This is a genomic window from Actinoplanes sp. DH11, assembly GCF_020873875.1.
Classification (GTDB): Bacteria; Actinomycetota; Actinomycetes; order Mycobacteriales; family Micromonosporaceae; genus Actinoplanes.
The window spans coordinates 53188-72364 of the sequence record NZ_JAHWGU010000021.1 but is presented as its reverse complement, the minus strand read 5'-3'; the positions used below and the strand labels follow the sequence as shown (position 1 = coordinate 72364).

General features: G+C 69.9%; 18 protein-coding genes. 11 read left to right on the top strand and 7 right to left on the bottom strand.

Going from position 1 to position 19177, the window contains the following annotated elements; translation table 11 throughout:
- Positions 1-223 precede the first annotated feature (223 nt).
- Positions 224-697 (top strand): DUF4279 domain-containing protein, encoded by a 474-nt coding sequence (locus LPA41_RS27505; RefSeq protein ID WP_229073790.1) that lies wholly within the window; start codon positions 224-226, stop codon positions 695-697.
- 17 nt (positions 698-714) lie between these two features.
- Here LPA41_RS27505 and LPA41_RS27500 read toward each other — a convergent pair whose 3' ends face one another.
- Complete coding sequence (locus tag LPA41_RS27500; RefSeq protein WP_229073885.1) at positions 715-1944, bottom strand: IS110 family transposase; 1230 nt, start codon at positions 1942-1944, stop codon at positions 715-717.
- A 552-nt stretch (positions 1945-2496) separates the two neighbouring features.
- Here LPA41_RS27500 and LPA41_RS27495 point away from each other — a divergent pair.
- From LPA41_RS27495 to LPA41_RS27480, 4 genes are all read left to right on the top strand, one after another.
- Positions 2497-3000, top strand: coding sequence for a pyridoxamine 5'-phosphate oxidase family protein (locus LPA41_RS27495; protein WP_229073789.1), 504 nt, complete (start codon positions 2497-2499; stop codon positions 2998-3000).
- A 142-nt stretch (positions 3001-3142) separates the two neighbouring features.
- Positions 3143-4171 carry a 6-phosphofructokinase gene (locus tag LPA41_RS27490; protein ID WP_229073788.1) on the top strand — a complete coding sequence of 343 codons (1029 nt, stop codon included), beginning with the start codon at positions 3143-3145 and terminating at the stop codon, positions 4169-4171.
- A 69-nt stretch (positions 4172-4240) separates the two neighbouring features.
- Positions 4241-5053 carry a pyrroline-5-carboxylate reductase gene (gene proC, locus LPA41_RS27485; RefSeq protein WP_255690351.1) on the top strand — a complete coding sequence of 271 codons (813 nt, stop codon included), beginning with the start codon at positions 4241-4243 and terminating at the stop codon, positions 5051-5053.
- Between the two features lie 148 nt (positions 5054-5201).
- Positions 5202-6110, top strand: coding sequence for a GNAT family N-acetyltransferase (locus tag LPA41_RS27480; RefSeq protein ID WP_229073787.1), 909 nt, complete (start codon positions 5202-5204; stop codon positions 6108-6110).
- Here the strand turns inward: LPA41_RS27480 and LPA41_RS27475 are convergent.
- Positions 6073-7050, bottom strand: a complete 978-nt coding sequence (locus LPA41_RS27475; RefSeq protein WP_229073786.1) for an FAD-dependent oxidoreductase — start codon at positions 7048-7050, stop codon at positions 6073-6075. The two genes, LPA41_RS27480 and LPA41_RS27475, sit on opposite strands and share 38 nt — an antisense overlap.
- A gap of 163 nt (positions 7051-7213) precedes the next feature.
- On the opposite strand from LPA41_RS27475, the gene LPA41_RS27470 reads away from it, so the two are divergent.
- From LPA41_RS27470 to LPA41_RS27460, 3 genes are read left to right on the top strand one after another with little or no spacing between them, the layout of a single operon-like run.
- Positions 7214-8149 (top strand): SCO2521 family protein, encoded by a 936-nt coding sequence (locus tag LPA41_RS27470; RefSeq protein WP_229073785.1) that lies wholly within the window; start codon positions 7214-7216, stop codon positions 8147-8149.
- Positions 8146-9114 (top strand): DUF6879 family protein, encoded by a 969-nt coding sequence (locus tag LPA41_RS27465; protein ID WP_229073784.1) that lies wholly within the window; start codon positions 8146-8148, stop codon positions 9112-9114. The genes LPA41_RS27470 and LPA41_RS27465 overlap by 4 nt, the downstream gene beginning before the upstream one ends.
- Positions 9115-9152: 38 nt before the next feature.
- Positions 9153-9989: an LLM class flavin-dependent oxidoreductase gene (locus LPA41_RS27460; RefSeq protein ID WP_229073783.1), complete on the top strand. Its 837-nt coding sequence runs from the start codon at positions 9153-9155 to the stop codon at positions 9987-9989.
- Positions 9990-10019: 30 nt separating this feature from the next.
- Here LPA41_RS27460 and LPA41_RS27455 read toward each other — a convergent pair whose 3' ends face one another.
- The 5 genes from LPA41_RS27455 to LPA41_RS27435 form a co-directional block, all read right to left on the bottom strand.
- Positions 10020-10997, bottom strand: coding sequence for an SCO2522 family protein (locus LPA41_RS27455; RefSeq protein WP_229073782.1), 978 nt, complete (start codon positions 10995-10997; stop codon positions 10020-10022).
- Positions 10994-11896, bottom strand: a complete 903-nt coding sequence (locus tag LPA41_RS27450) for an SCO2523 family variant P-loop protein (RefSeq protein ID WP_229073781.1) — start codon at positions 11894-11896, stop codon at positions 10994-10996. The genes LPA41_RS27455 and LPA41_RS27450 overlap by 4 nt, the downstream gene beginning before the upstream one ends.
- Positions 11896-13740, bottom strand: coding sequence for an SCO2524 family protein (locus LPA41_RS27445; protein ID WP_229073780.1), 1845 nt, complete (start codon positions 13738-13740; stop codon positions 11896-11898). Before LPA41_RS27445 ends, LPA41_RS27450 begins: the two co-directional genes overlap by 1 nt.
- Before the next feature lie 144 nt (positions 13741-13884).
- Positions 13885-14562, bottom strand: coding sequence for a DUF429 domain-containing protein (locus LPA41_RS27440; protein ID WP_229073779.1), 678 nt, complete (start codon positions 14560-14562; stop codon positions 13885-13887).
- Complete coding sequence (locus tag LPA41_RS27435; protein ID WP_229073778.1) at positions 14559-15041, bottom strand: glutathione peroxidase; 483 nt, start codon at positions 15039-15041, stop codon at positions 14559-14561. The genes LPA41_RS27440 and LPA41_RS27435 overlap by 4 nt, the downstream gene beginning before the upstream one ends.
- A gap of 171 nt (positions 15042-15212) precedes the next feature.
- Between LPA41_RS27435 and LPA41_RS27430 the strand changes: the two genes are divergently transcribed.
- The 3 genes from LPA41_RS27430 to LPA41_RS27420 all read left to right on the top strand — a co-directional run bounded on the left by LPA41_RS27430 (position 15213) and on the right by LPA41_RS27420 (position 19168).
- Positions 15213-16685 (top strand): glycosyl hydrolase family 18 protein, encoded by a 1473-nt coding sequence (locus LPA41_RS27430; RefSeq protein WP_229073777.1) that lies wholly within the window; start codon positions 15213-15215, stop codon positions 16683-16685.
- A gap of 64 nt (positions 16686-16749) precedes the next feature.
- Positions 16750-18156, top strand: a complete 1407-nt coding sequence (locus LPA41_RS27425; RefSeq protein WP_229073776.1) for a class II 3-deoxy-7-phosphoheptulonate synthase — start codon at positions 16750-16752, stop codon at positions 18154-18156.
- Positions 18149-19168, top strand: a complete 1020-nt coding sequence (locus tag LPA41_RS27420; RefSeq protein WP_229073775.1) for a low specificity L-threonine aldolase — start codon at positions 18149-18151, stop codon at positions 19166-19168. The genes LPA41_RS27425 and LPA41_RS27420 overlap by 8 nt, the downstream gene beginning before the upstream one ends.
- Positions 19169-19177: the final 9 nt, after the last annotated feature.

Here is a 19177-nt window from a genome sequence, read left to right as displayed (position 1 = left end):
GCTCGGCCGCTGGTCAGAGCGTCGGACTGCCGGCAGCCACGTTACGGAGAGACCTACCCAGGAACGGGTGGCCGGGTCCCTATCAGCGGTCTCGCCGACGCCACCCGGCCCGGCGACAACACCCCCCGGATCATGCGTGCGACAGACCTCCGATAGCGCGAGGGGTCAAGTCCCAGCGGTTATTCGAGGGTCTTGCTGTGGTGCCATCAGTAGTGTCCGGCGCATGCTCGTGCACCAGTACGCCTACTTCGCGCTCTCCTCGAACCAGGTGTCGGCCGCTGAGATCACCGCGCGGTTGCTGATTGATCCTGATGAGGTCGTGATCCAGGGCAGCCGTCACGTGGAACCGGTGCGACCCGCTTCTCACCGCTGGAAGATCGTTTGCCGTAAGCCAGGGCTGACGGTGGAGGAGCAGATCACCGGCATCGTTGATCGGCTGTTCGACTACGCCCCGATGATCGGTGACGTCGCGGCCGAGCTCGACCGGATTGATGGCGTGCCGGGTGCAGCGATGATGCAGGTCGTTCGGGTGTTCGAACATCCTGCAGCTAAGGCTGAGGACCTCAGCCACCCTGTCGACGTCCCGGCAAAGCCGCTGGAGCAGCCATCCCTGCTGGGCTGGCATCTGAATGCCCGCACCTTGACGTTCCTCCAGCTGACCCACGCTGAGCTGGACGTCGACGAGTACGGCTACTGATCTCGACAGTGCGTCTATCAGGTGACGGCCTCTTCCAAGCTGCCGAACGCCTTGACCTCGTTGTAGAGCTGGCCGGTGGTCAGGCAATGGTGGAGCTGGCCGAGCATTCGGTTGAACAGGTGTCGCAGGGCGGCTGGGTGCCGGTCGCCGCGGTCGCGTCGTTGGTCGTAGTGGGCTCGTGCTGGTGGGTGGTTCGTGATCGCCATGAAGCTCCAGACGAATCCGGCGGCGGCCAGCCGGTCGTTCTTGATCCGGCGGTGGGTGATGGAGATGCTTCGGCCGGATGCTCTCGTGACGGGGGCGGAACCGGCGTAGGCCTTCAACGCACGCGCGTCGCCGAACCGGGCTCGGTCGTCACCGATTTCTGCCAACACTCGGGCGGCGCCGGTTTCGCTGAGGCCAGGGAAGCTGACGAGGATGTCGTAGTGCGGGTGCTGCTGGAACGCCTCAACGACGGCCTCGGCGAGCCGGTCGACGTTGCTGCACGCTGTGTCCAAGGCCGCGAGCAGCGCAAGTGCTTGGACACCCATGGCCTGCTCGACCAGCGGCGGCTGCCGCAGCTGGGGCTGCCGAAGGGCTTGCTGCAGCTCGGTAGCGGTGGATTCGACGCCACGCCGGCGGCCGGATCGGCGCAGCGCGGCCGCAACCCTGGCCTGCGTCAACCGGGCGCCGGCGGCCGGAGTCGGCGCAATCGCCAACACTGCACGCGCCGAGGGCGTAGCCAGGTTGGTGGTGCTGCCGGCGAACGCGGCGAGAAACGACGGGTAGTACTCCCGCAGGACAGAACGTAGTTCCTGGACGGCCCTGGTCCGCTGCCACGTCGCGTCCTGGTGGGCGCGGGCCAGGACGGCGATCGCGCGGGCGAGTTCGCTGTCGGCTGGTAGAGCCCGGTGCATGTGACGGTCGGTGCGCAGGATGTTTGCCAGGACCATCGCGTCGGCGTGATCCGACTTCGCCCTCGACACCGCGTGACGCTCCCGATAACGCGCTACCGCCATGGGATTGATCGCGACGACCGGCCTGCCGGTTTCTCGCAGGGCCGCGACCAGCAGGCCACGAGGGGTCTCGATCCCTACCGGGATCGGGTCGTCGGCGCTGTCGCCTGCCGCGGCCAGCACCTCCACAAGCTGTGTGAATCCTTCGACACTCTCCTTGATCCGCTTCTTGGCGACCAACCGTCCGGCCTCGTCGACCAGAGCCACATCGTGATGTCCTTCAGCCCAATCAATGCCACAGAACACCTGCACCACGGTCCTCCTCCCCAGGATTGCCTACATGACGATGTAATTACTGGTCAGAGCCCTGGCGGGAACGCGCGGCGACCTAATAGCGAGGCTCTGGGCCTACCCTCCGATGAGCCGTTCGCGATCCCAGCGACACGCACGATCCCCAGTCTCTCGTCAGAGCTCAGCGGCTCAGCATGAATGAGGTATCGACCATGCGGGCGGGCTCGAACCACGAACAGCAACCTGCCTTCACGAGCGGAACAACGGCGGTCCGGACACGCCGACAACGCGCCGGTCTACCCAAAGGACTGAACGTCCAACTGACCCCAGACGTCAACGCGACGTCTCCGGACCGCCAGAACAGGGCGCCCGGTGTCCCGTCGTCCGTCTGTCGTGAGACCTCATAGATCAAGGGCAGTAAAGACGTCCGAGAACCTCACCGAGCACCCCGTTCGCCCTCTATTAGGGGCAGTAAGTCATACCGGACCGAGCGACCGAGCAGTCCCCGGAGGGGACGATCAAAAAGGTAACGGGTATGGGGAGGGTGCCACCTACCCGATGTGAGGAGTTGACGTGACCGGTACCGAGCTGGAGCAGGAACGGCGCGACAAGGTCAAGGCGATGGTGAAGGACGCCCGGATCTGCATGCTGACCACGATGACCGAGGACATGCGGCACGTGAGCCGGCCGATGGCGTTGCAGGACGTCGAGTTCGACGGGGAACTGTGGTTCTTCACGTACGCGGACTCGGATCTGGTCGAGCAGATCGGGCGGCACCCGCAGGTGAACGTCTCGTTCAGTGACGCGAAGCAGAACAACTGGGTGTCGATCGCGGGTGCGGCCTCGCGGGTCGACGACCGGGGCAAGGCTGCGGAGCTGTGGAGCGCGCCGCTGAAGGCGTGGTTCCCGGAAGGGCTGGAGACGCCGAACCTGACGCTCGTCAAAGTCACCGGGCAGACCGCCGAGTACTGGGAGTCGGCGCACAGTTCGAAGGTCGTCACGATGCTGGGGTACGCGAAGGCGGCCGTCACCGGAAAGACCCCGGACGCGGGCGAGAACGAAACCGTCAGGCTTTAGCGGGGCGCGTTCGACCGGGGTACCGGGGGCGACTACAGTTCGGATGCGGCCCGCCCCCGGGCCCGGCAACGCTGCCGACTGGTCGTTCCCCGGGGCCGCAGGGCCATCCGCATCTCGCGACCCGATCCAGGGGAGAAGAAAAATGCGTATCGGCGTGCTCACCGGTGGCGGCGACTGCCCCGGTCTCAACGCGGTCATCCGTGCCGTGGTCCGTAAGGGCGTCACCGCCTACGGCCACGAGTTCGTCGGCTTCCGCGACGGCTGGAAGGGCCCGCTGGAGGGTCTGACGAAGCCGCTGGGCATCGCGGAGGTGCGTGGCATCCTGCCGCGCGGTGGCACGATCCTCGGCTCCTCGCGGACCAACCCGTTCAAGATCGACGGTGGCGTCGAGAAGATCAAGGCCAACCTGGCCGAGCAGGGCGTGGACGCGCTCGTCGCGATCGGCGGCGAGGACACCCTCGGTGTCGCGACCAAGCTGCACGACCTGGGCGTCAACGTCGTCGGCGTGCCGAAGACGATCGACAACGACCTGAACGGCACCGACTACACGTTCGGCTTCGACACCGCGGTCAACATCGCGATGGAGGCCATCGACCGGCTGCACACCACCGCCGAGTCGCACCACCGCACCCTGGTCGTCGAGGTCATGGGCCGGCACGCCGGCTGGATCGCGCTGCACGCCGGCCTCGCCGGTGGCGCCAACGTCATCCTGCTGCCGGAGCGCAAGTTCGACGTGGAGCAGGTCGCGACGTACGTGACCAAGCGCTTCCAGGTGGAGTACGCGCCGATCGTCGTGGTCGCCGAGGGCGCGCAGCCGCTCGACGGTCAGATGGTGCTGCACAACCAGGAGCTGGACTCCTTCGGTCACGTCCGCCTCGGCGGCATCGGCCAGTGGCTCGCCGAGCAGATCGAGGAGAAGACCGGCAAGGAGGCCCGCACCGTCGTCCTCGGTCACATCCAGCGCGGTGGCACCCCGACCGCGTTCGACCGGGTGCTCTCCACCCGCTTCGGCCTGCAGGCGATCGACGCCGTCAACGAGGGCGACTTCGGCAAGATGGTGGCGCTGCGCGGCACCGACATCGTCCGGATCCCGCTCATCGAGGGCACCGGCGAGCTGAAGACCGTTCCGCTGGAGCGTTACGAAGAGGCCGAGGTCTTCTTCGGCAACTGAGCCTGTTAGATAAAGGGCCGGGGGGCGTACCCTTCGGCCCTTTTCTGTTGCCTGTGGAGGAGAAACACCTTGTCGCAGCACACCGTCGCGGTTCTCGGCACCGGCAAGATGGGCGAGCTCGTCCTGTCTGGGCTGCTGCGTTCCGGCCGGCCCGCCGACCGCCTGCTGGTCACCGCCCGCAGGCCGGAGCGTGGTGCCGAGCTGGCGGAGAAGTACGGCGTGACGGTCACCGGCAACGCCGAGGCGGTGGCACGGGCCGACATCATCGCGATCGCGGTGAAGCCGCAGGACGCCGGGACGCTCCTCGACGAGATCGGCGCGGGGGTGACCGGTGGCAAGCTGGTGGTCTCGCTCTGTGCCGGGCTCACCACCGGTTTCTTCGCGGCCCGGCTGCCGGTGGGGACGCCGGTGGTGCGGGTCATGACGAACACCCCGGCGCTGGTCGGCCACGCCATGACCGCCGTCTCGGGCGGCCCGCACGCCACGGACGAGCACCTGGACGTCGCCGAGGACATGTTCCGGCCGCTGGGTGCGACTCTGCGGGTGCCGGAGAAGCAGCAGGACGCGGTGACCGCGCTCTCCGGTTCCGGGCCGGCCTACTTCTACCTGGTGGCGGAGGCGATGATCGAGGCCGGTGTGCTGCTGGGCCTGCCCCGGCGGACGGCCCACGAGCTGGTCGTGCAGACCGCGCTGGGCTCGTCGGTGATGCTGCGACAGCCCGGCTCGCACCCGGTGGAGCTGCGGGAGGCGGTCACGTCTCCGGCGGGCACGACGATCGCCGCGATCCGCGAGCTGGAGAACCATGGGGTACGCGCGGCGATGCTCACCGCCCTGGAAGCAGCCCGTGACCGCGCGCGGCAGATCGCTGAAGAAATGAAGTAGTTAGTAACCATTTCATGCACAGCAAGTTACGTTGGAAGACGTAGGTAAACCGGTATTCGACACCTTCGTGCGAGGCCTCGCGATTTGACCCGTCATGCGACTAGGCTGGCGCGACCGGTGTTGGCCCTGATCGATGTGGTGATTCCTCATGGCGACCGTGATGGCGACCGAGACGGCAACCGCGATGGCGCGCGAGGTGGTGCCTGAGGTGGTGCCTGAGGTGGTGCCTGAGGTGGTGCCTGAGGTGGTGCCTGAGGTGGTGCCTGAGGTGGTGACCGTGGCGGCGCCCGGCCTGGCGGCCGGGCAGGTGGAGTTCCGGGAACTCAAGCGGATCGGCGAGCTTGAGGAGATGGTCGACCTGCTCTGCACGGTGTGGAAAACGGACTCGCCGGTCGACCTGACCAACGCGTCGACGCTGTGGGCGCTGGCGGAGGCCGCCAACTACGTCGCCGGGCTCTTCGTGGACGACCGGATGGTCGCGGCCGGTGTGGCGATCCGGGGCCGGAAGCACCTGCACTCGCACATCGTCGGGGTGCACCCGGACTTCCAGGGGACCGGCCTGGGTTTCCTGCTCAAGCAGCACGAGGCGAAATGGGCGGCGGCCGAGGGGCTGCCGGTCATCCGCTGGACCTATGACCCGCTGGTCCGCCGCAACGCGTACTTCAACCTCGCCAAACTGCACGCCCGGGTGCAGCGGTTCGAGGAAAACCTCTACGGCAGCCTCAACGACGGCCTCAATGACGACGACGAGACCGACCGGTTGCTGATCGACTGGGAGTTCGGCGCCGGCCGGTCGCCGGTCGATCAGGTGGACACGCCACCCGACCCGGACGACTGGGATTTCGCCGCCTGCCCCGAGGCGGTGCGTTTCCTGCCCGGCGGCACCTACTGCCTGGTGCCCACCCCGGCGAACATCGAGAAGCTGCGGACGGACGACCCGGCGCGGGCGCGGGCCTGGCGGTTCGGCGTGCGGTTGGGGTTCCGCAAGGCCTTCGACCAGGGGTACGAGGTGACGAGTTTCAGCGCTGACGGATGGTACGTGTTGCGTCGCCGGTGAGCGCCAGTACCTCTTTCGCGCAGCCCCAGGAGAGGGTCACCCCACCACCACCGTGGCCGTAGTTGTGGATGACGTGGGGATGACGCTCGTCGGCGCCGATCCGGACCCGGGGCCGCACCGGCCGCAGACCCACCCGGTGCTCGATCGTCCGGACCCCGGCCAGCCGTGGCTCGGCGAGGGCGCAGCGGTCCAGGATGGCATGCTCCACCGCGGGTTCGGGGTTCGTCGACCAGTCGTTGGTGCGCCGGCTGCCACCCAGCATCACGTGGTCGCCCTGCGGCAGGATGTAGGTGGTCAAGCCGTCGGAGTCGTCGTCGTGCTCGACGAAGAACGTGTCGATCCCCGGGTTCCGCACCACCAGCAGGTCACCGCGGATCGGCATGATCGGGTCGCCGGGCACCAGGGTCCGGGCGCCCAGTCCGGTGCAGTTGACCACGACGGGGCCGAGCCGGGGCAGTTCCGTCGCGGTGACCGGTTCGCCGACCGTCACCTCGCCGCCCGCCTCGGCCAGCCGTTCCGCCAGGTAGGCGAGATAGCGGGTCATGTCGATCAGCGGCACCCGGTAGCGCCAGCCGTTGGCGAAGCCCGGCGGCAGCGTCGCCGGGTCGCAGGCGGTCACGTTCTCGGCGCCCGGACCGGGCTCGGGCGCCGGCAGGCCGGGGCGGCCGGCCTCGACCCCGGTGCGCATCCGGACCCCGGTGCGGGCCGGGTCGCCGGCCAGGCACCGGAAGACCGCGAGCGACTCGAGGGCCCAGTGCTCGGCGCGGTCGTGGGCCACCAGGTGCGGGCCCCAGATCGCGCCTGCCGCACACGAGGTGGTGCGGCGCAGGGAGTGGGCGCTGCGGACGAGCACCCGCTGCCCGGCCTCGGCCAGGCGCACCGCACAGGTCAAGCCGGAAACTCCGGCGCCGACGACGACCACGTCCGTCCCGCGGTTCATCGACACATTTTAGTCGAAGTCGTCGCTTGATCGACGAGGGTGAACGTGAGATGAATGCGGAAGGTGACAATACGGGGACGTTGCGCTATCCCGACTGGTGCGGTGCAATCGACTCTTGGGCACGGCGACGTCGGAAATTTTCCAGACGGGAGCGGCACGGGGCATGCTGGTTCTGGGTGAGGTGCTGACGTCGTTGCTGCCGTCCTCCACGGCCTTGCCCGCGGACGCGTGCCAGCGATTACTCGCCCTCACCACGGGCGCTCAGGTGCTCCGCTCGGACCGGCCGATGTCCTACGTGGTGTCCCCGGACCGGCTGACCGGTGTGGACTGCCGGATCGCGACCGGGCCGCACGGCAGTGCCCGGGCGATCGGCACGGTCACCACCCGGGCGGTGCTGACCGGCGGGCACGTGCTCCAGGCCTCCGCGCGTACCGTCACCGGGCGCAGCCCGCACCCCCGCCGGCTGCCCTGGTCGTACTATCTGGCCCGGCCCGGCACGGTGGAGATCGTCGGCAAGCACCGTGAGCGGGACACCGCCGAGGCGTTCCTGACCGGCATGCCGGCGCCACCGACGCTCAACCTCGCCTCGATCGCCTCGCACACCGCCGACCGGGTCCGGTCCAGCACGCTCGTCGACTCGCGGGCGCCGTTCCCGAGCCGGCAGACCGCCCTGCGCTGGATCGCCGTCGTCGGGGCCGGCGAGGACGTGCTCTCCTTCACCGTGGAGGGCACGAACCAGCGCACCGTCCGGCTGCACACGCGCAGCACCGAGCTGCCCGGCGTGCTCGCGCTCTGCGAGGACCTGGCCCTGCACGACTGGCTGCTGACCACGCTCACCGGCATCGTCACCCGGGCCGCGCTGACCGGCCCGGACCCGGCGGCCGCCGTGGACCGGCTCCGGCCGGCCGTCGACCACCTGCTGCACCTGTGGATGCCCGGCGCCCGGCTGGAACCGCACAGCCGGGCGTTCTGGGACCAGGTCGAGCAGCGCGGCGGATTCGGCCGGCAGTGGGGTGCGGCGGTGCAACGCATCCGCGACCACCTGGCGCTGAGCACCCTGCGCGAACTCGGCCGCCTGGCCGGCCCGGCGGCGTCGTGAGCGGGCTGACCATGCCGGCCGACCGTCCGGGCCGCCGCCTCTCCGAGGTGCTGCGCAAGGTCGCCATCGCGCTGGTCACCGGCGGGGTGGCGTTCACCCTCACCAACCTGGCCCAGAAGGACCCGATCCTGTCGGTCACGCTCTCCGTGCTGATCGGTGGCTCCGCCCTGGTGGTGCAGTTCCTGGTCGCGTTCGAGGGACGGTTGCGCGAGGTGCAGGTCGGCCAGGTGGACCAGGCGCGGCAGATCCGGGCCTGCGTCGACGAGCGGTTCCGGGCGATAAGCGAGGCCACCGAGCTGTTCGGGCTGATCGAGGAGTCCGCGGTGCAGACCGAGCTGCTCAGTCAGCTGGTCCGGCACTCCACGAAGATCGGCACGGATTCACCCGGCCTGGCCCACCGGCTGGCGCGGCGCGAACTGGAGCGGCTGTCGGAGTTCCTCAAGGAACTCGGTGACGGTGCCGAGGCCATCTACGACGGCGAGGATCGGGACTGGCTGCTCAACCTCACCCACTCGGCCGAGAAGGGCATCGACGCCACCAGCCTGACCACGGTCGACGGCGGCGGCATGTGGGCGACCGACCTGGGCCAGCGCTACCTGGACGCGCAGCGGGAGGCCGTGCAGCGCGGCGTGCGGATCCGCCGGATCTTCATCCAGGACCGGCCCGACCCGGGTGGCGAGAACGCGCTCGACAAGATCTACCGGCAGCACGCCGACATCGGCGTCGAGGTCCGCATCCTCGACCTCTCCACGGCGACCCACCTGCGCCGGACGTCGCTCTTCGACTTCGTGCTCTTCGACCAGGTGATCAGTTACGAGGTGACCACCGGCTCGTGGATCGACGAGAACACCCCGCCGATCGTGGTCAACACCCGCCTGGTGCTGCGTCCGAGCCGGGTCGACGAGCGCAGCGAACGCTTCCGTGAACTGTGGGAGGTCTCCCGCCCGCGGCAGGACATCGCCTGACCACGTCGCCGCGGCCGCCGCGGCTAGGCTCGACCGTCATGACGACTCTCGGTGTGGTCTTCCGCCCGCAGAACCCGCCCGAACGCCTCCGGTCCGTCGCCCGCGCCGCCGACGAGGCCGGCCTCGAGGAACTGTGGCTCTGGGAGGACTGCTTCCTGGAGAGCGGCATCGCCACCGCGGCCGCCGCGCTCGCCTGGACCGAGCGGCTGACGGTGGGCATCGGGCTGCTGCCGGTGCCGTTCCGCAACGTCGCGGTGCTCGGCATGGAGGCGGCCACGCTGCACCGGCTCTTCCCCGGCCGGGCGATCATCACGCTCGGGCACGGCGTCCAGGACTGGATGGGGCAGGTCGGCGCGCGGGTGGGTTCGCCGCTGACCCTGTTGCGCGAGCACATCGAGGCGTTGAAGGCGCTGCTGGCGGGGGAGACGGTGACGACCTCGGGTCGTTACGTCCAGCTGGACGGGGTCAAGCTGGACCATCCGCCGCTGGGTCCGGCCCGGGTCTACGCCGGTGCGACCGGGCCGAAGACGCGGGCGCTCGCCTGCGAGGTCGCCGACGGCATCCTGCTGACCGCCGGCACGCCGGCGGCGGAGGTGGCCGCCGTTCGGGCGGCGGCCGCGGCTGTCACGGTCTACGTGCACGCGGCCACCGGCCCGGACGCCGGGGCGCGGATGGCCCGGGAACTCGAGTTCTGGGGCGAGTCCGACGAGGGCGGGACCACGGCGGTCGGTGGCGCCGCCGAGGTGGCCGCGGTGGTGAACCGCTACCGGGACGCCGGAGCCGACGCGGTGATCCTGCAACCCACCGCCGACGAACCCGACCTCGAAGGTTTCGTCCGGTTCGTCGCGCGCGAGGTCCGTCCCCTGGTGGAGTGACAACCACGGGGAGAGCCCCCAGGAGGCGGGTCAGAGGACCTCGGTGTCGACGTCGAAGACGTACGCGATGCGCTGCACCAGGTCGTCCGGGAGCGTGATGCCTTCGCCTGTGGCGCGCGTGCGCACCTGGGCCTGCACCTCCTCGTCGGCGGCCACCTGGCTGAGCACCACGCCGACCGCCGCCTCGATGTTCTGGAAACGGCGGGCCAGCACGGACGTCGTGCGGTAGGCGCTGAACGGGTGCGCCTGTGGGTTGAGCCGCAGCACCGCCGGCATCTCCGCCCAGGTCCGCGGCAACCGGTCGCCCCTCGGCTGCGGCGGCGCCACCGGCCGGCCGTCGTGCCGCAGCATGCCGAGCCGCAGCAGCTGCCAGACCGAGGCGAGGTAGGGGCAGGACCACTGCCGGCCGGTGCCGGTGGCGGAGAAGATCTCGACGGCCAAGAAGATCGAATGGCGGTTCTTGGCGTTCTCGGTCGGCGGCCGGAAGCCGTGCTCACTGCTCATCGCGGGTGCCGCCGACGAGCCGGGCGGCCGGTCGCCGTTGGTCAGCCAGCCGCTCTCCTGCGGTGGCGGCCACAGCCCGTCGGTGCCCGGCGGCGGGTCGGCGACCAGGCGGTCCAGGACGAGTTCGGCCGGGCGCACGTCGCCGGCGACCGCGCAGCCGGCCTCGCGGGCCACGTAGTCGATGGTGAGCCCGCTGGCGCCGGCCGCCTCGACCAGGTCGGTGATCACCTCGTCGGGGCTGCTGAACTCGTCGAAGTAGTCGTCGATGAGGAAGCACGTGCTGACCCGCTGCGGCCGGCCCGGCGGCAGGCTGTCGCCGAGGCGTTCCCGCGCGGCGGCGGCCCACGGCCGGACCCCCGCGAAGTGCTTGCGCAGCTGCTCGATGCCGGCTGCGAAGTCCTCCTTGTAGAGGTGGCCCAGTTCGATCGAGAGATGCGACAGGGGGAGTTGTTCGACGCGTGGCTGGGCGGACCGCTCGGTGAAGTGTGCCGCCGGCTCCGTCATCGCACCTCCCAGGCCTTGTCGTCGACGATCAACTCGGCCAGCTTCTTGAAGGCGTCGGCGGTGGCGGCGTTGGCGATGCCGCGGAACTGCACGTCGTCGTTGGTGATCAGCTGCTCGTGCCATTGGAGCAGCGGGTCGAGCGGCACGGTGTGCAGCAGCGCCAGCGGGCCGGCGCCCTCGGCCTGGGCGAGCGACCGGAGTTCGCTGTCCCACTTCTCGATCCAGACGGCCTGCTGCGCGGTGACACCGGGCCGGGCCGGGTCGACCGTGGCGGTCCGGACGAACCGCAGCGAGGCGAGCAGCTCTTCGCGGTCGTGCCCGAGGTCGGCGCCGGTGTCCAGGATGCCGTGCTCGCCGTGCACCAGGGCGGCGGCGGCCAGGACGTGCTGCTTGGTCCAGCGGTGGTAGACCAGCCAGCGGCTCTGCACGCCGTGCAGCTGGCGCACCGCGGCCAGGACCATCTGCAGCGCGTACGACCGCCCGGCGCTCAGATCGACGAAGCAGACCTCGAACTCGCTGTTCAACCGGCCGAGCAGGCCGGCGCAGCGGCGCACCAGGTCGGGGCCGCTGGGGAACTCGCCGACGCCGGCGTCACCGGGCAGCAGCTCCAGCCGGCCGGCGCTGTACGGCCGCTCGCGCACACTCGTCCGCTCGGTGCCGGTGAACACGTCGATGCGCCGCGGCTCGGCCACCCGGCCCAGCAGGTACGAGTGCAGGCCGCCCTCGCGCACACCGAGGCGCCCGGCGTCGACGTCGAAGACCGCCCCCGCGGTCGGCGAGCCGAAGTCGAAGTCGAGGTAGCAGACGTCGTTGCCGGCGATCGCGCTCTGATATGCCACGTTGCTGGTGGTCACCGACCGGCCGGTCCCTCCCTTGTCGGAGGTCGCGAAGACCAGCATCACGACTCGCCGTCGCGGGCCGCGGCGAACCGGTCCAGGTTGAGCAGCACCTCGCCGGCCAGTGCCGAGGCGGTGCCCGGTTTCTCGTCGAGGATGGACCGGGACCGTTTGAGCTTGGCGGCCAGCGCCTGCAACTCCAGCTGCATGGCCTCGCCGCCGTTCGGCGCACCGCGGAGCAGCTCCTGGTCGTACAGGTGCTCCGCCTCGCTCAGCAGCTCGGCCGCGAAGTCGGCGAGGTCGTCGCTGCGCAGCGGTGGCTCGTTGATCACCTGAGCCGCCGTGATCAGGCAGTCGACCACGCGCTTCGTGTGGTACCAGGACGGCGCCTGATAGACGACGCTGAATTCCTCGAAGGCCAGGCTTGGCTGGTCCCAGAGGCCGTACCGCCGGTCGTCGCGCAGGCGGCGGGTGTCCAGGTGGGCCCAGATCTCGTCGGCGAGCGCGAGCATCCGGCCGCGCAGCTGCGGGTCGCCGAGCAGTCCGGCCAGGCTGATGGTCCGCTTGAGCAGCAGGGGTGCGAAGTCGGACATCACCCAGGTGAGCCGCGGGCCGCCGAGGTCGTCGCTGCCGCCCAGACTGATCGGGAAGCCGGGCGCGTGCAGCTGGTAGGACTGGTCGCCGGCGAACACCCGGCGGTTGATCCGGGACCGGTTGGCCAGTTCTTCCAGGACCTTGCCGACCCGGTCCAGTTCGGCGTCGCCGGCGCGCTTGCGGACCAGGTCCTGCACCACGATCGAGGAGACGTGCAGGCTGAAGTAGTCGGACTCCTTCTCGGTGATGCGCTGCCAGGGGATGTCCTCCAGCGGCCAGCGGCCGCCGCCGCCCGGCACCGCGATCTTCGACCAGTACGACTGGGTGAGGTCCCAGCGCAGTTGCAGGCCCTGTGCCAGCCGGGACTGTTCCTCGTTGAGCAGGCCGAGCTGCCGGGTGCGCGGGGAGAAGAGCGCTTCGATCGCGTCCAGGGCGACCACGGTGAAGTAGATGTACGGTGCGGGCTCGGCCAGCCCCGCCGCCTGGTCGCCGACCTCCTGGGTCGTGCTGATCGGCGGGGCGTCGCGGACGATGCCCCAGCTCCATCCGCACTCGAAGAGGCGGTCCGGCCGGTCGAGCTCGTCGGCGAGGCCGGCGCCGGAACCCATCGTCACGTCGCGCAGGCTGGCCCGGATCTCCTGCAGCGACTCCTGCAGCCGCGGCACGACGCGCGGGCTGGAGATGCCGCGCTGGTTGACGGTGCGGCGCAGGGCGAGGCCGCTGCGGGACTCCACGTCGAAGATGTCGACGGTGAAGCTGCGTAGCAGGCCGACCATCGCCGCGGAGAGACGCTTGCTCGCCAGCGCCTCCAGACGGTCGATGTCCTCCAGGTAGCTGCGCCGTTTCAAAATCTTCCGGAACTGGCGGGCGAAGCCGATGGCGGCCAGCGACAGCGACAGCGAGATGGCGAAGGAGTCGACGACGGGCTGCGCGAGCTGGCCCGGGTGGAGCTGGGCGAGCTCGTCGCCGGTGAGGTCCCGGAAGTAGCTCTCCGCCGAGAAGACCGGCGTGCCGTTCTTGTCGGTGTAGGTGGTCAGGTACGACTCGACCGCGTCCATCAGGGTGAGCGGGGCGTCGACCATGCCACCGAGCGGCCGCATCACGGTCAGCACGTCGTCGGCGACCCGAGCCGGCGAGTCCAGGGTGAACTGGTCGACCTCGGTGGCCGGGCCGAGGATGCAGAGCAGTTGCTCGGCGTCACTGATGGAGTTGCGGCCGTCCCGGCCGCCCCACTGCCACTCGCCGTCGTGGTAGGAGTGCTCCACCACCGCCTGCCAGATCTTCAGAAGCTGCTGCCGGGGCTGGACCCTCATGCGCGGTCACCTACCACTCGCGGGAATACCGTCGGTGCTGGTGCGACGACAGTTTACAAAGCAGACGCCGCGTGGTGATCCGCACGAATGAGGGAAGCGCGGATGGTAGCGAAACCGTTACAATCCGCGTTCCTCTGTGGATTCTCAGTACCAGATGGCGATCCGGGAGGCGCCGTCCTCCTCCGGTGGGCTGGGATGGCTGAGCGCGGTGCCGCTCGCGACCCGGTGGGCGGTCCAGGCCACCGCGGCGGCGTCCAGGATGTCGTCCGGGGGTGCCTGGCCCGCCGGCCCGAGCCGGTCGGGCAGCACGATCCCGTTGCGGGCCAGCAGCTCCCGGCGGCGGGCCTGCCCGCTCCAGGTCTTCTTCGCGTACGGGATCGGCTCGCCCGCCATGGTCCGGAAGGACAGCTCCGGGTGCGCTTCGAAGAGCAGCCCGGGGTGCCGTTCCCAGATGGCGTTCGCCTCGAGCAGCTTGGGCCGCAGAGCCCACGACTGCCGGCTCAGCCCGGCACCGGTCAGTTCCCGGCACAGCCGGTTCGCCGACGCGAAGTCGTGCTCCTGCCAGACCGCGCGGGGCGGCACCCGGAAGACGCTGTTGCGGCGCGGCCCGAGCTGGTCGGCGGCGAGCGTGTCGGCGGCCCGCCACCGGTCCGGGAGCATGCCGAGGGGGATGTCCACACCGATCACGGCGGCTCCGGAGCTGCCCGCGACGATCTCGTAGAGCGTGGCCGCGAGCACCGCACGGCCGAACGCGCCGTCCCGCAGCTCGACGCCGACCCAGCCGAGCGCGTACGCGTCGACCCCGATGACGTGGATGCTCATCGGTGGCTGGGCGGGGGAAGCAGCTTCTCGATCGTGGCCACCAGATCGTCGTCGTCCGGCCGGGTGGCCGGTGAGAACCGTGCCGCGACCGTGCCGTCCGGGGCCACCACGAACTTTTCGAAGTTCCACCGGATGTCCTCGCCGTCGCCGGCCAGCTCGGTGTAGAGCGGGTGCCGGCCGGGCCCGTTGACCTCGACCTTCTCGGTCATCGGGAAGGTGACGCCGTAGTTGACCCGGCAGAACTCGTCGATCTCCTCGGCGCTGCCGGGCTCCTGGCCGGCGAACTGGTCGCACGGCACGCCGAGCACGACAAGTCCCCGGTCGCGATAGGTGTCGTAGAGGGTCTGGAGCGCAGAGTACTGCGGGGTCATACCGCAGCGTGAGGCCACATTGACCACCAGGACGACCGAGCCGCGGTAACGGTCCAATTCGGTCGCGCCACCGGTGAGGGCGCCAATGCTGACGTCGAAGATGGTCATGATCTAAGACTACGCGTAGTGCCTGTCCGAGTGCACGCGGTCATCGTCAGCATCCCGTTGTTAAAGAGACCTTAAAGGTCCTCACCTTGCTTGACTGTTGTTAATCGATGTGACTACGGTCTCTGCATCCCTCTCTTTGGAAAGTTTCCTAACTGTTGAGGAGACATCCCCGTGCTTAAAACCGCCCGCCGGGCATTGCTCGCCGGCGTCGTCGTGGTCGCGGGCAGCCTGGCTGTCCCGGCCGTGTCGGCGTCCGCAGCCGCCGCCTGTGCCCCCGCTTGGACCTCGTCCGCCGTCTACAACAAGGGCAACGTCGCCTCGTTGAACGGTCACAACTACACCGCCAAGTGGTGGACTCAGAACGAGTCCCCGGCGACCAACAGCTCCCAGTGGGCCGTCTGGACCGACAGCGGGGTCTGCGAGGGTGGCACCACGCCGCCCACCACCCCGCCGACGACGCCGCCCACGACGCCGCCGACAACGCCCCCGACCACCCCGCCGACGACGCCGCCGACCACGAACCCGCCGACCGGCAGCAAGTGGGTCGTCGGTTACTTCGCCGAGTGGGGCGTCTACGGCCGCGGCTACCACGTGAAGAACATCGACACGTCCGGCTCCGCCGCCAAGCTCACCCACATCCTGTACGCGTTCGCCAACACCACCGGCGGCAAGTGCAGCATCGGTGACTCCTACGCGGACTACGAGAAGGCGTACACCGCCGCGGAGAGCGTCGACGGCGTCGCGGACACCTGGGACCAGCCGCTGCGTGGCTCGTTCAACCAGCTGCGCAAGCTCAAGGCCAAGTACCCGCACCTCAAGGTGATCTACTCGGTCGGCGGCTGGACCTGGTCCGGTGGCTTCAGTGACGCGGCCAAGAACCCCGCCGCGTTCGCCGAGAGCTGCTACAACCTGGTCGAGGACCCGCGCTGGGCCGACGTCTTCGACGGCATCGACATCGACTGGGAGTACCCGAACGCCTGTGGCCTGAGCTGTGACACGAGCGGCCCGGCCGCGTACGCCAACGTGCTCACCGCCCTGCGCACCAAGTTCGGTTCGAACAACCTGATCACCTCGGCGATCTCCGCCGACGGCAGCAACGGCGGCAAGCTGGACGTGGCCGACTACGCCGCGGGCATCGCGAAGCTCGACAAGGTCTTCCCGATGACCTACGACTACTTCGGTGCGTTCAACGCGCAGGGCCCGACCGCCCCGCACTCGCCGCTGACCTCGTACAACGGCATTCCGCAGGCCGGCTTCAACTCCGACGCCGCAGTACAGAAGCTGAAGAGCAAGGGCGTTCCGGCCAGCAAGATCCTGCTCGGCATCGGCTTCTACGGCCGGGGCTGGACCGGGGTCACCCAGGCCGCGCCGGGCGGCTCGGCGACGGGTGCCGCACCGGGCACCTACGAGGCGGGCATCGAGGACTACAAGGTCCTGAAGACCAAGTGCCCGCCGACCGGCACGGTCGCCGGCACGGCGTACGCCTTCTGCGGCGGCAACTGGTGGAGCTACGACACCCCGTCGACGATCGCCGGCAAGATGACGTACGCCAAGAACCAGGGTCTCGGCGGCGCGTTCTTCTGGGAGCTCTCCGGTGACACCGCCAACGGTGAGCTGATCACGGCCATCAAGGGCAACCTGTAGTCAGGTAGTGAGAACGAGGGGCACCGGGCGCAGGCCCGGTGCCCCTCTTCCGTAGGCTTTGCCCATGCGCCGTGAGTGGCATCAGCTCAGTCACCCGGGGGTGGGCAACCCGGCACTTCAGACGTCCCGCCCGTCGACCGATTCCGCCGAGGACGCTGCTCTCGGCCTCGACCACTGGCGTACGCTGCCGCGGGTCCAGATGCCACCGTGGCCCGACATGGCCGAGGTCGCCGAGGTCTGCAAGGTCCTCGACAACGTCCCGTCGATCGTCGCGCCGTACGAGGTGGACCAGCTGCGGGTCAAGCTCGCCGAGGTCTGCGAGGGGCGGGCGTTCCTGCTCCAGGGCGGCGACTGCGCCGAGACGTTCGCCGACAACACCGAGAGCCACCTGCTCGCCAACGCGCGCACGCTGCTGCAGATGGCGGTGGTGCTGACGTACGGCGCGTCGATGCCGGTGGTCAAGGTGGCCCGGGCCGCCGGGCAGTACACCAAGCCCCGGTCGTCCCCGACGGACTCGCTGGGCCTCCCGGCGTACCGGGGCGACCTGATCAACTCGCTGGACGCGAACGAGGCGGCCCGGATCGCCGACCCGCAGCGGATGATCCGGGCGTACGCGAACTCCGCCGCCGCCATGAACATGCTCCGCGCCTACCTGGCCGGTGGGCTCGCCGACCTGCACGGGCTGCACGACTGGAACAAGGACTTCGTCCGGGCCTCGCCGGCCGGCGAGCGCTACGAGGCGATCGCCCGCGAGATCGACCGCGCGCTCGACTTCATCCGGGCCTGCGGCATGACCGACGCCGAGGCGCTGCGCACGGTCAGCCTCTACTGCTCGCACGAGGCGCTGGCCCTGGAGTACGACCGGGCGCTCACCCGGGTCTCGGACGGCCGGGCCTACGGCCTGAGCGGCCACTTCCTCTGGATCGGCGAGCGGACCCGGCAGCTCGACCACGCGCACATCGACTTCATCAGCCGGATCGCCAACCCGATCGGCGTGAAGCTGGGCCCGGGCACCAGCCCGGAGACCGCGATCGAGCTGTGCGAGAAGCTCAACCCGGACAACATCCCCGGCCGGCTCACCCTGATCAGCCGGATGGGCAACGGCAAGGTCCGCGACGTGCTGCCGACGATCGTGGAGAAGGTCACCGCGACCGGCGCCAAGGTCGTCTGGCAGTGCGACCCGATGCACGGCAACACCCACGAGTCCTCGAACGGGTACAAGACGCGGCACTTCGACCGGGTCGTCGACGAGGTGCTCGGCTACTTCGAGGTGCACCGCGGCCTCGGCACCCACCCCGGCGGCATCCACATCGAGCTGACCGGCGAGGACGTCACCGAGTGCCTCGGCGGCGCGCAGGGCATCGAGGACCTCGACCTGCCCGGCCGCTACGAGACCGCCTGCGACCCGCGCCTGAACACCCAGCAGAGCCTGGAGCTGGCGTTCCTGGTGGCGGAGATGCTTCGTGGCTGACCTGCGCTCGGACACCGTCACCCGGCCCACCGCCGGGATGCGCGAGGCGATGGCGACCGCGGCCGTCGGCGACGACGTCTTCGGTGACGACCCGACCGTCAACGCGCTGGAGAACCACGTCGCGGCGCTCTTCGGGCACGAGGCGGCCCTGTTCGCCCCGTCAGGCACGATGGCCAACCAGATCGCCCTGCAACTCGTCGTCCCGCCCGGCGGCGAGCTGCTGGCCGGCGCCGACGCGCACGTGGTGACCTACGAACTCGGCGCCGCCGCGGTGCTCGGAGGCATCTCCACCCGCACCTGGGGTTCCGACGGCGCCCTGCTGGACGCCGAGCGGATCGCCGCGATGATCCGGCCGGCCGGCTACCCCTCGGTCCCGACGTCGGCGATCGCCGTGGAGCAGACCCACAACCTCGGCGGCGGCGGTGTGGTGCCGCTCTCGGTCCTGGCGGACCTGCGAGCCGTGGCCGACGCGCACGGGGTCGCCCTGCACTGCGACGGCGCCCGGATCTGGCACGCGCACGTCGCCGACGGCGTGCCGCTCGCCGAGTACGGTGCCCTCTTCGACACCCTCTCGGTCTGCCTCTCCAAGGGCCTGGGCGCGCCGGTCGGCTCCCTCGTCGTGGGCAGTCGCGAGCGGATCGCCCGGGCGCGGGCCCTGCGCAAGCGGATGGGCGGCGGGATGCGCCAGGTCGGCATCCTCGCGGCCGCCGGGCGGTACGCGCTGGACCACCACATCCAGCGGCTCGCCGAGGACCACGACCGGGCGTACCGGATCGCCGAGGCACTCGCCCCGTTCGGGGTGGTGGAGCCGGGCCGGGTGCGGACGAACCTCGTACCCCTGGATCTGTCGAAGTCGGCCCTGGACGCGCCGACGCTTGCCGCAGAGGCCGCCAAGCGGGGCGTGCTGATCGCCGCCATGCTGCCGCGGACCGCGCGGGTGGTCACCCACCTCGACCTGGACGACGCCGCGGTGGATCACGCGATCGAGGTGCTGAGCACGCTGCTCGGCTGATTCCGCGAA

Bases quoted from the DNA above. Each gene is read 5' to 3' on its own strand.
- LPA41_RS27425 (WP_229073776.1), top strand. From the start codon at position 16,750: ATGCGCCGTGAGTGGCATCAGCTCAGTCACCCGGGGGTGGGCAACCCG.
- LPA41_RS27470 (WP_229073785.1), top strand. From the start codon at position 7,214: ATGCTGGTTCTGGGTGAGGTGCTGACGTCGTTGCTGCCGTCCTCCACG.
- LPA41_RS27475 (WP_229073786.1), bottom strand. From the start codon at position 7,050: ATGAACCGCGGGACGGACGTGGTCGTCGTCGGCGCCGGAGTTTCCGGC.
- LPA41_RS27490 (WP_229073788.1), top strand. From the start codon at position 3,143: ATGCGTATCGGCGTGCTCACCGGTGGCGGCGACTGCCCCGGTCTCAAC.
- LPA41_RS27435 (WP_229073778.1), bottom strand. From the start codon at position 15,041: ATGACCATCTTCGACGTCAGCATTGGCGCCCTCACCGGTGGCGCGACC.
- LPA41_RS27505 (WP_229073790.1), top strand. From the start codon at position 224: ATGCTCGTGCACCAGTACGCCTACTTCGCGCTCTCCTCGAACCAGGTG.
- LPA41_RS27455 (WP_229073782.1), bottom strand. From the start codon at position 10,997: ATGACGGAGCCGGCGGCACACTTCACCGAGCGGTCCGCCCAGCCACGC.
- LPA41_RS27450 (WP_229073781.1), bottom strand. From the start codon at position 11,896: ATGCTGGTCTTCGCGACCTCCGACAAGGGAGGGACCGGCCGGTCGGTG.
- LPA41_RS27480 (WP_229073787.1), top strand. From the start codon at position 5,202: ATGGCGACCGTGATGGCGACCGAGACGGCAACCGCGATGGCGCGCGAG.
- LPA41_RS27440 (WP_229073779.1), bottom strand. From the start codon at position 14,562: ATGAGCATCCACGTCATCGGGGTCGACGCGTACGCGCTCGGCTGGGTC.
- LPA41_RS27460 (WP_229073783.1), top strand. From the start codon at position 9,153: ATGACGACTCTCGGTGTGGTCTTCCGCCCGCAGAACCCGCCCGAACGC.
- LPA41_RS27445 (WP_229073780.1), bottom strand. From the start codon at position 13,740: ATGAGGGTCCAGCCCCGGCAGCAGCTTCTGAAGATCTGGCAGGCGGTG.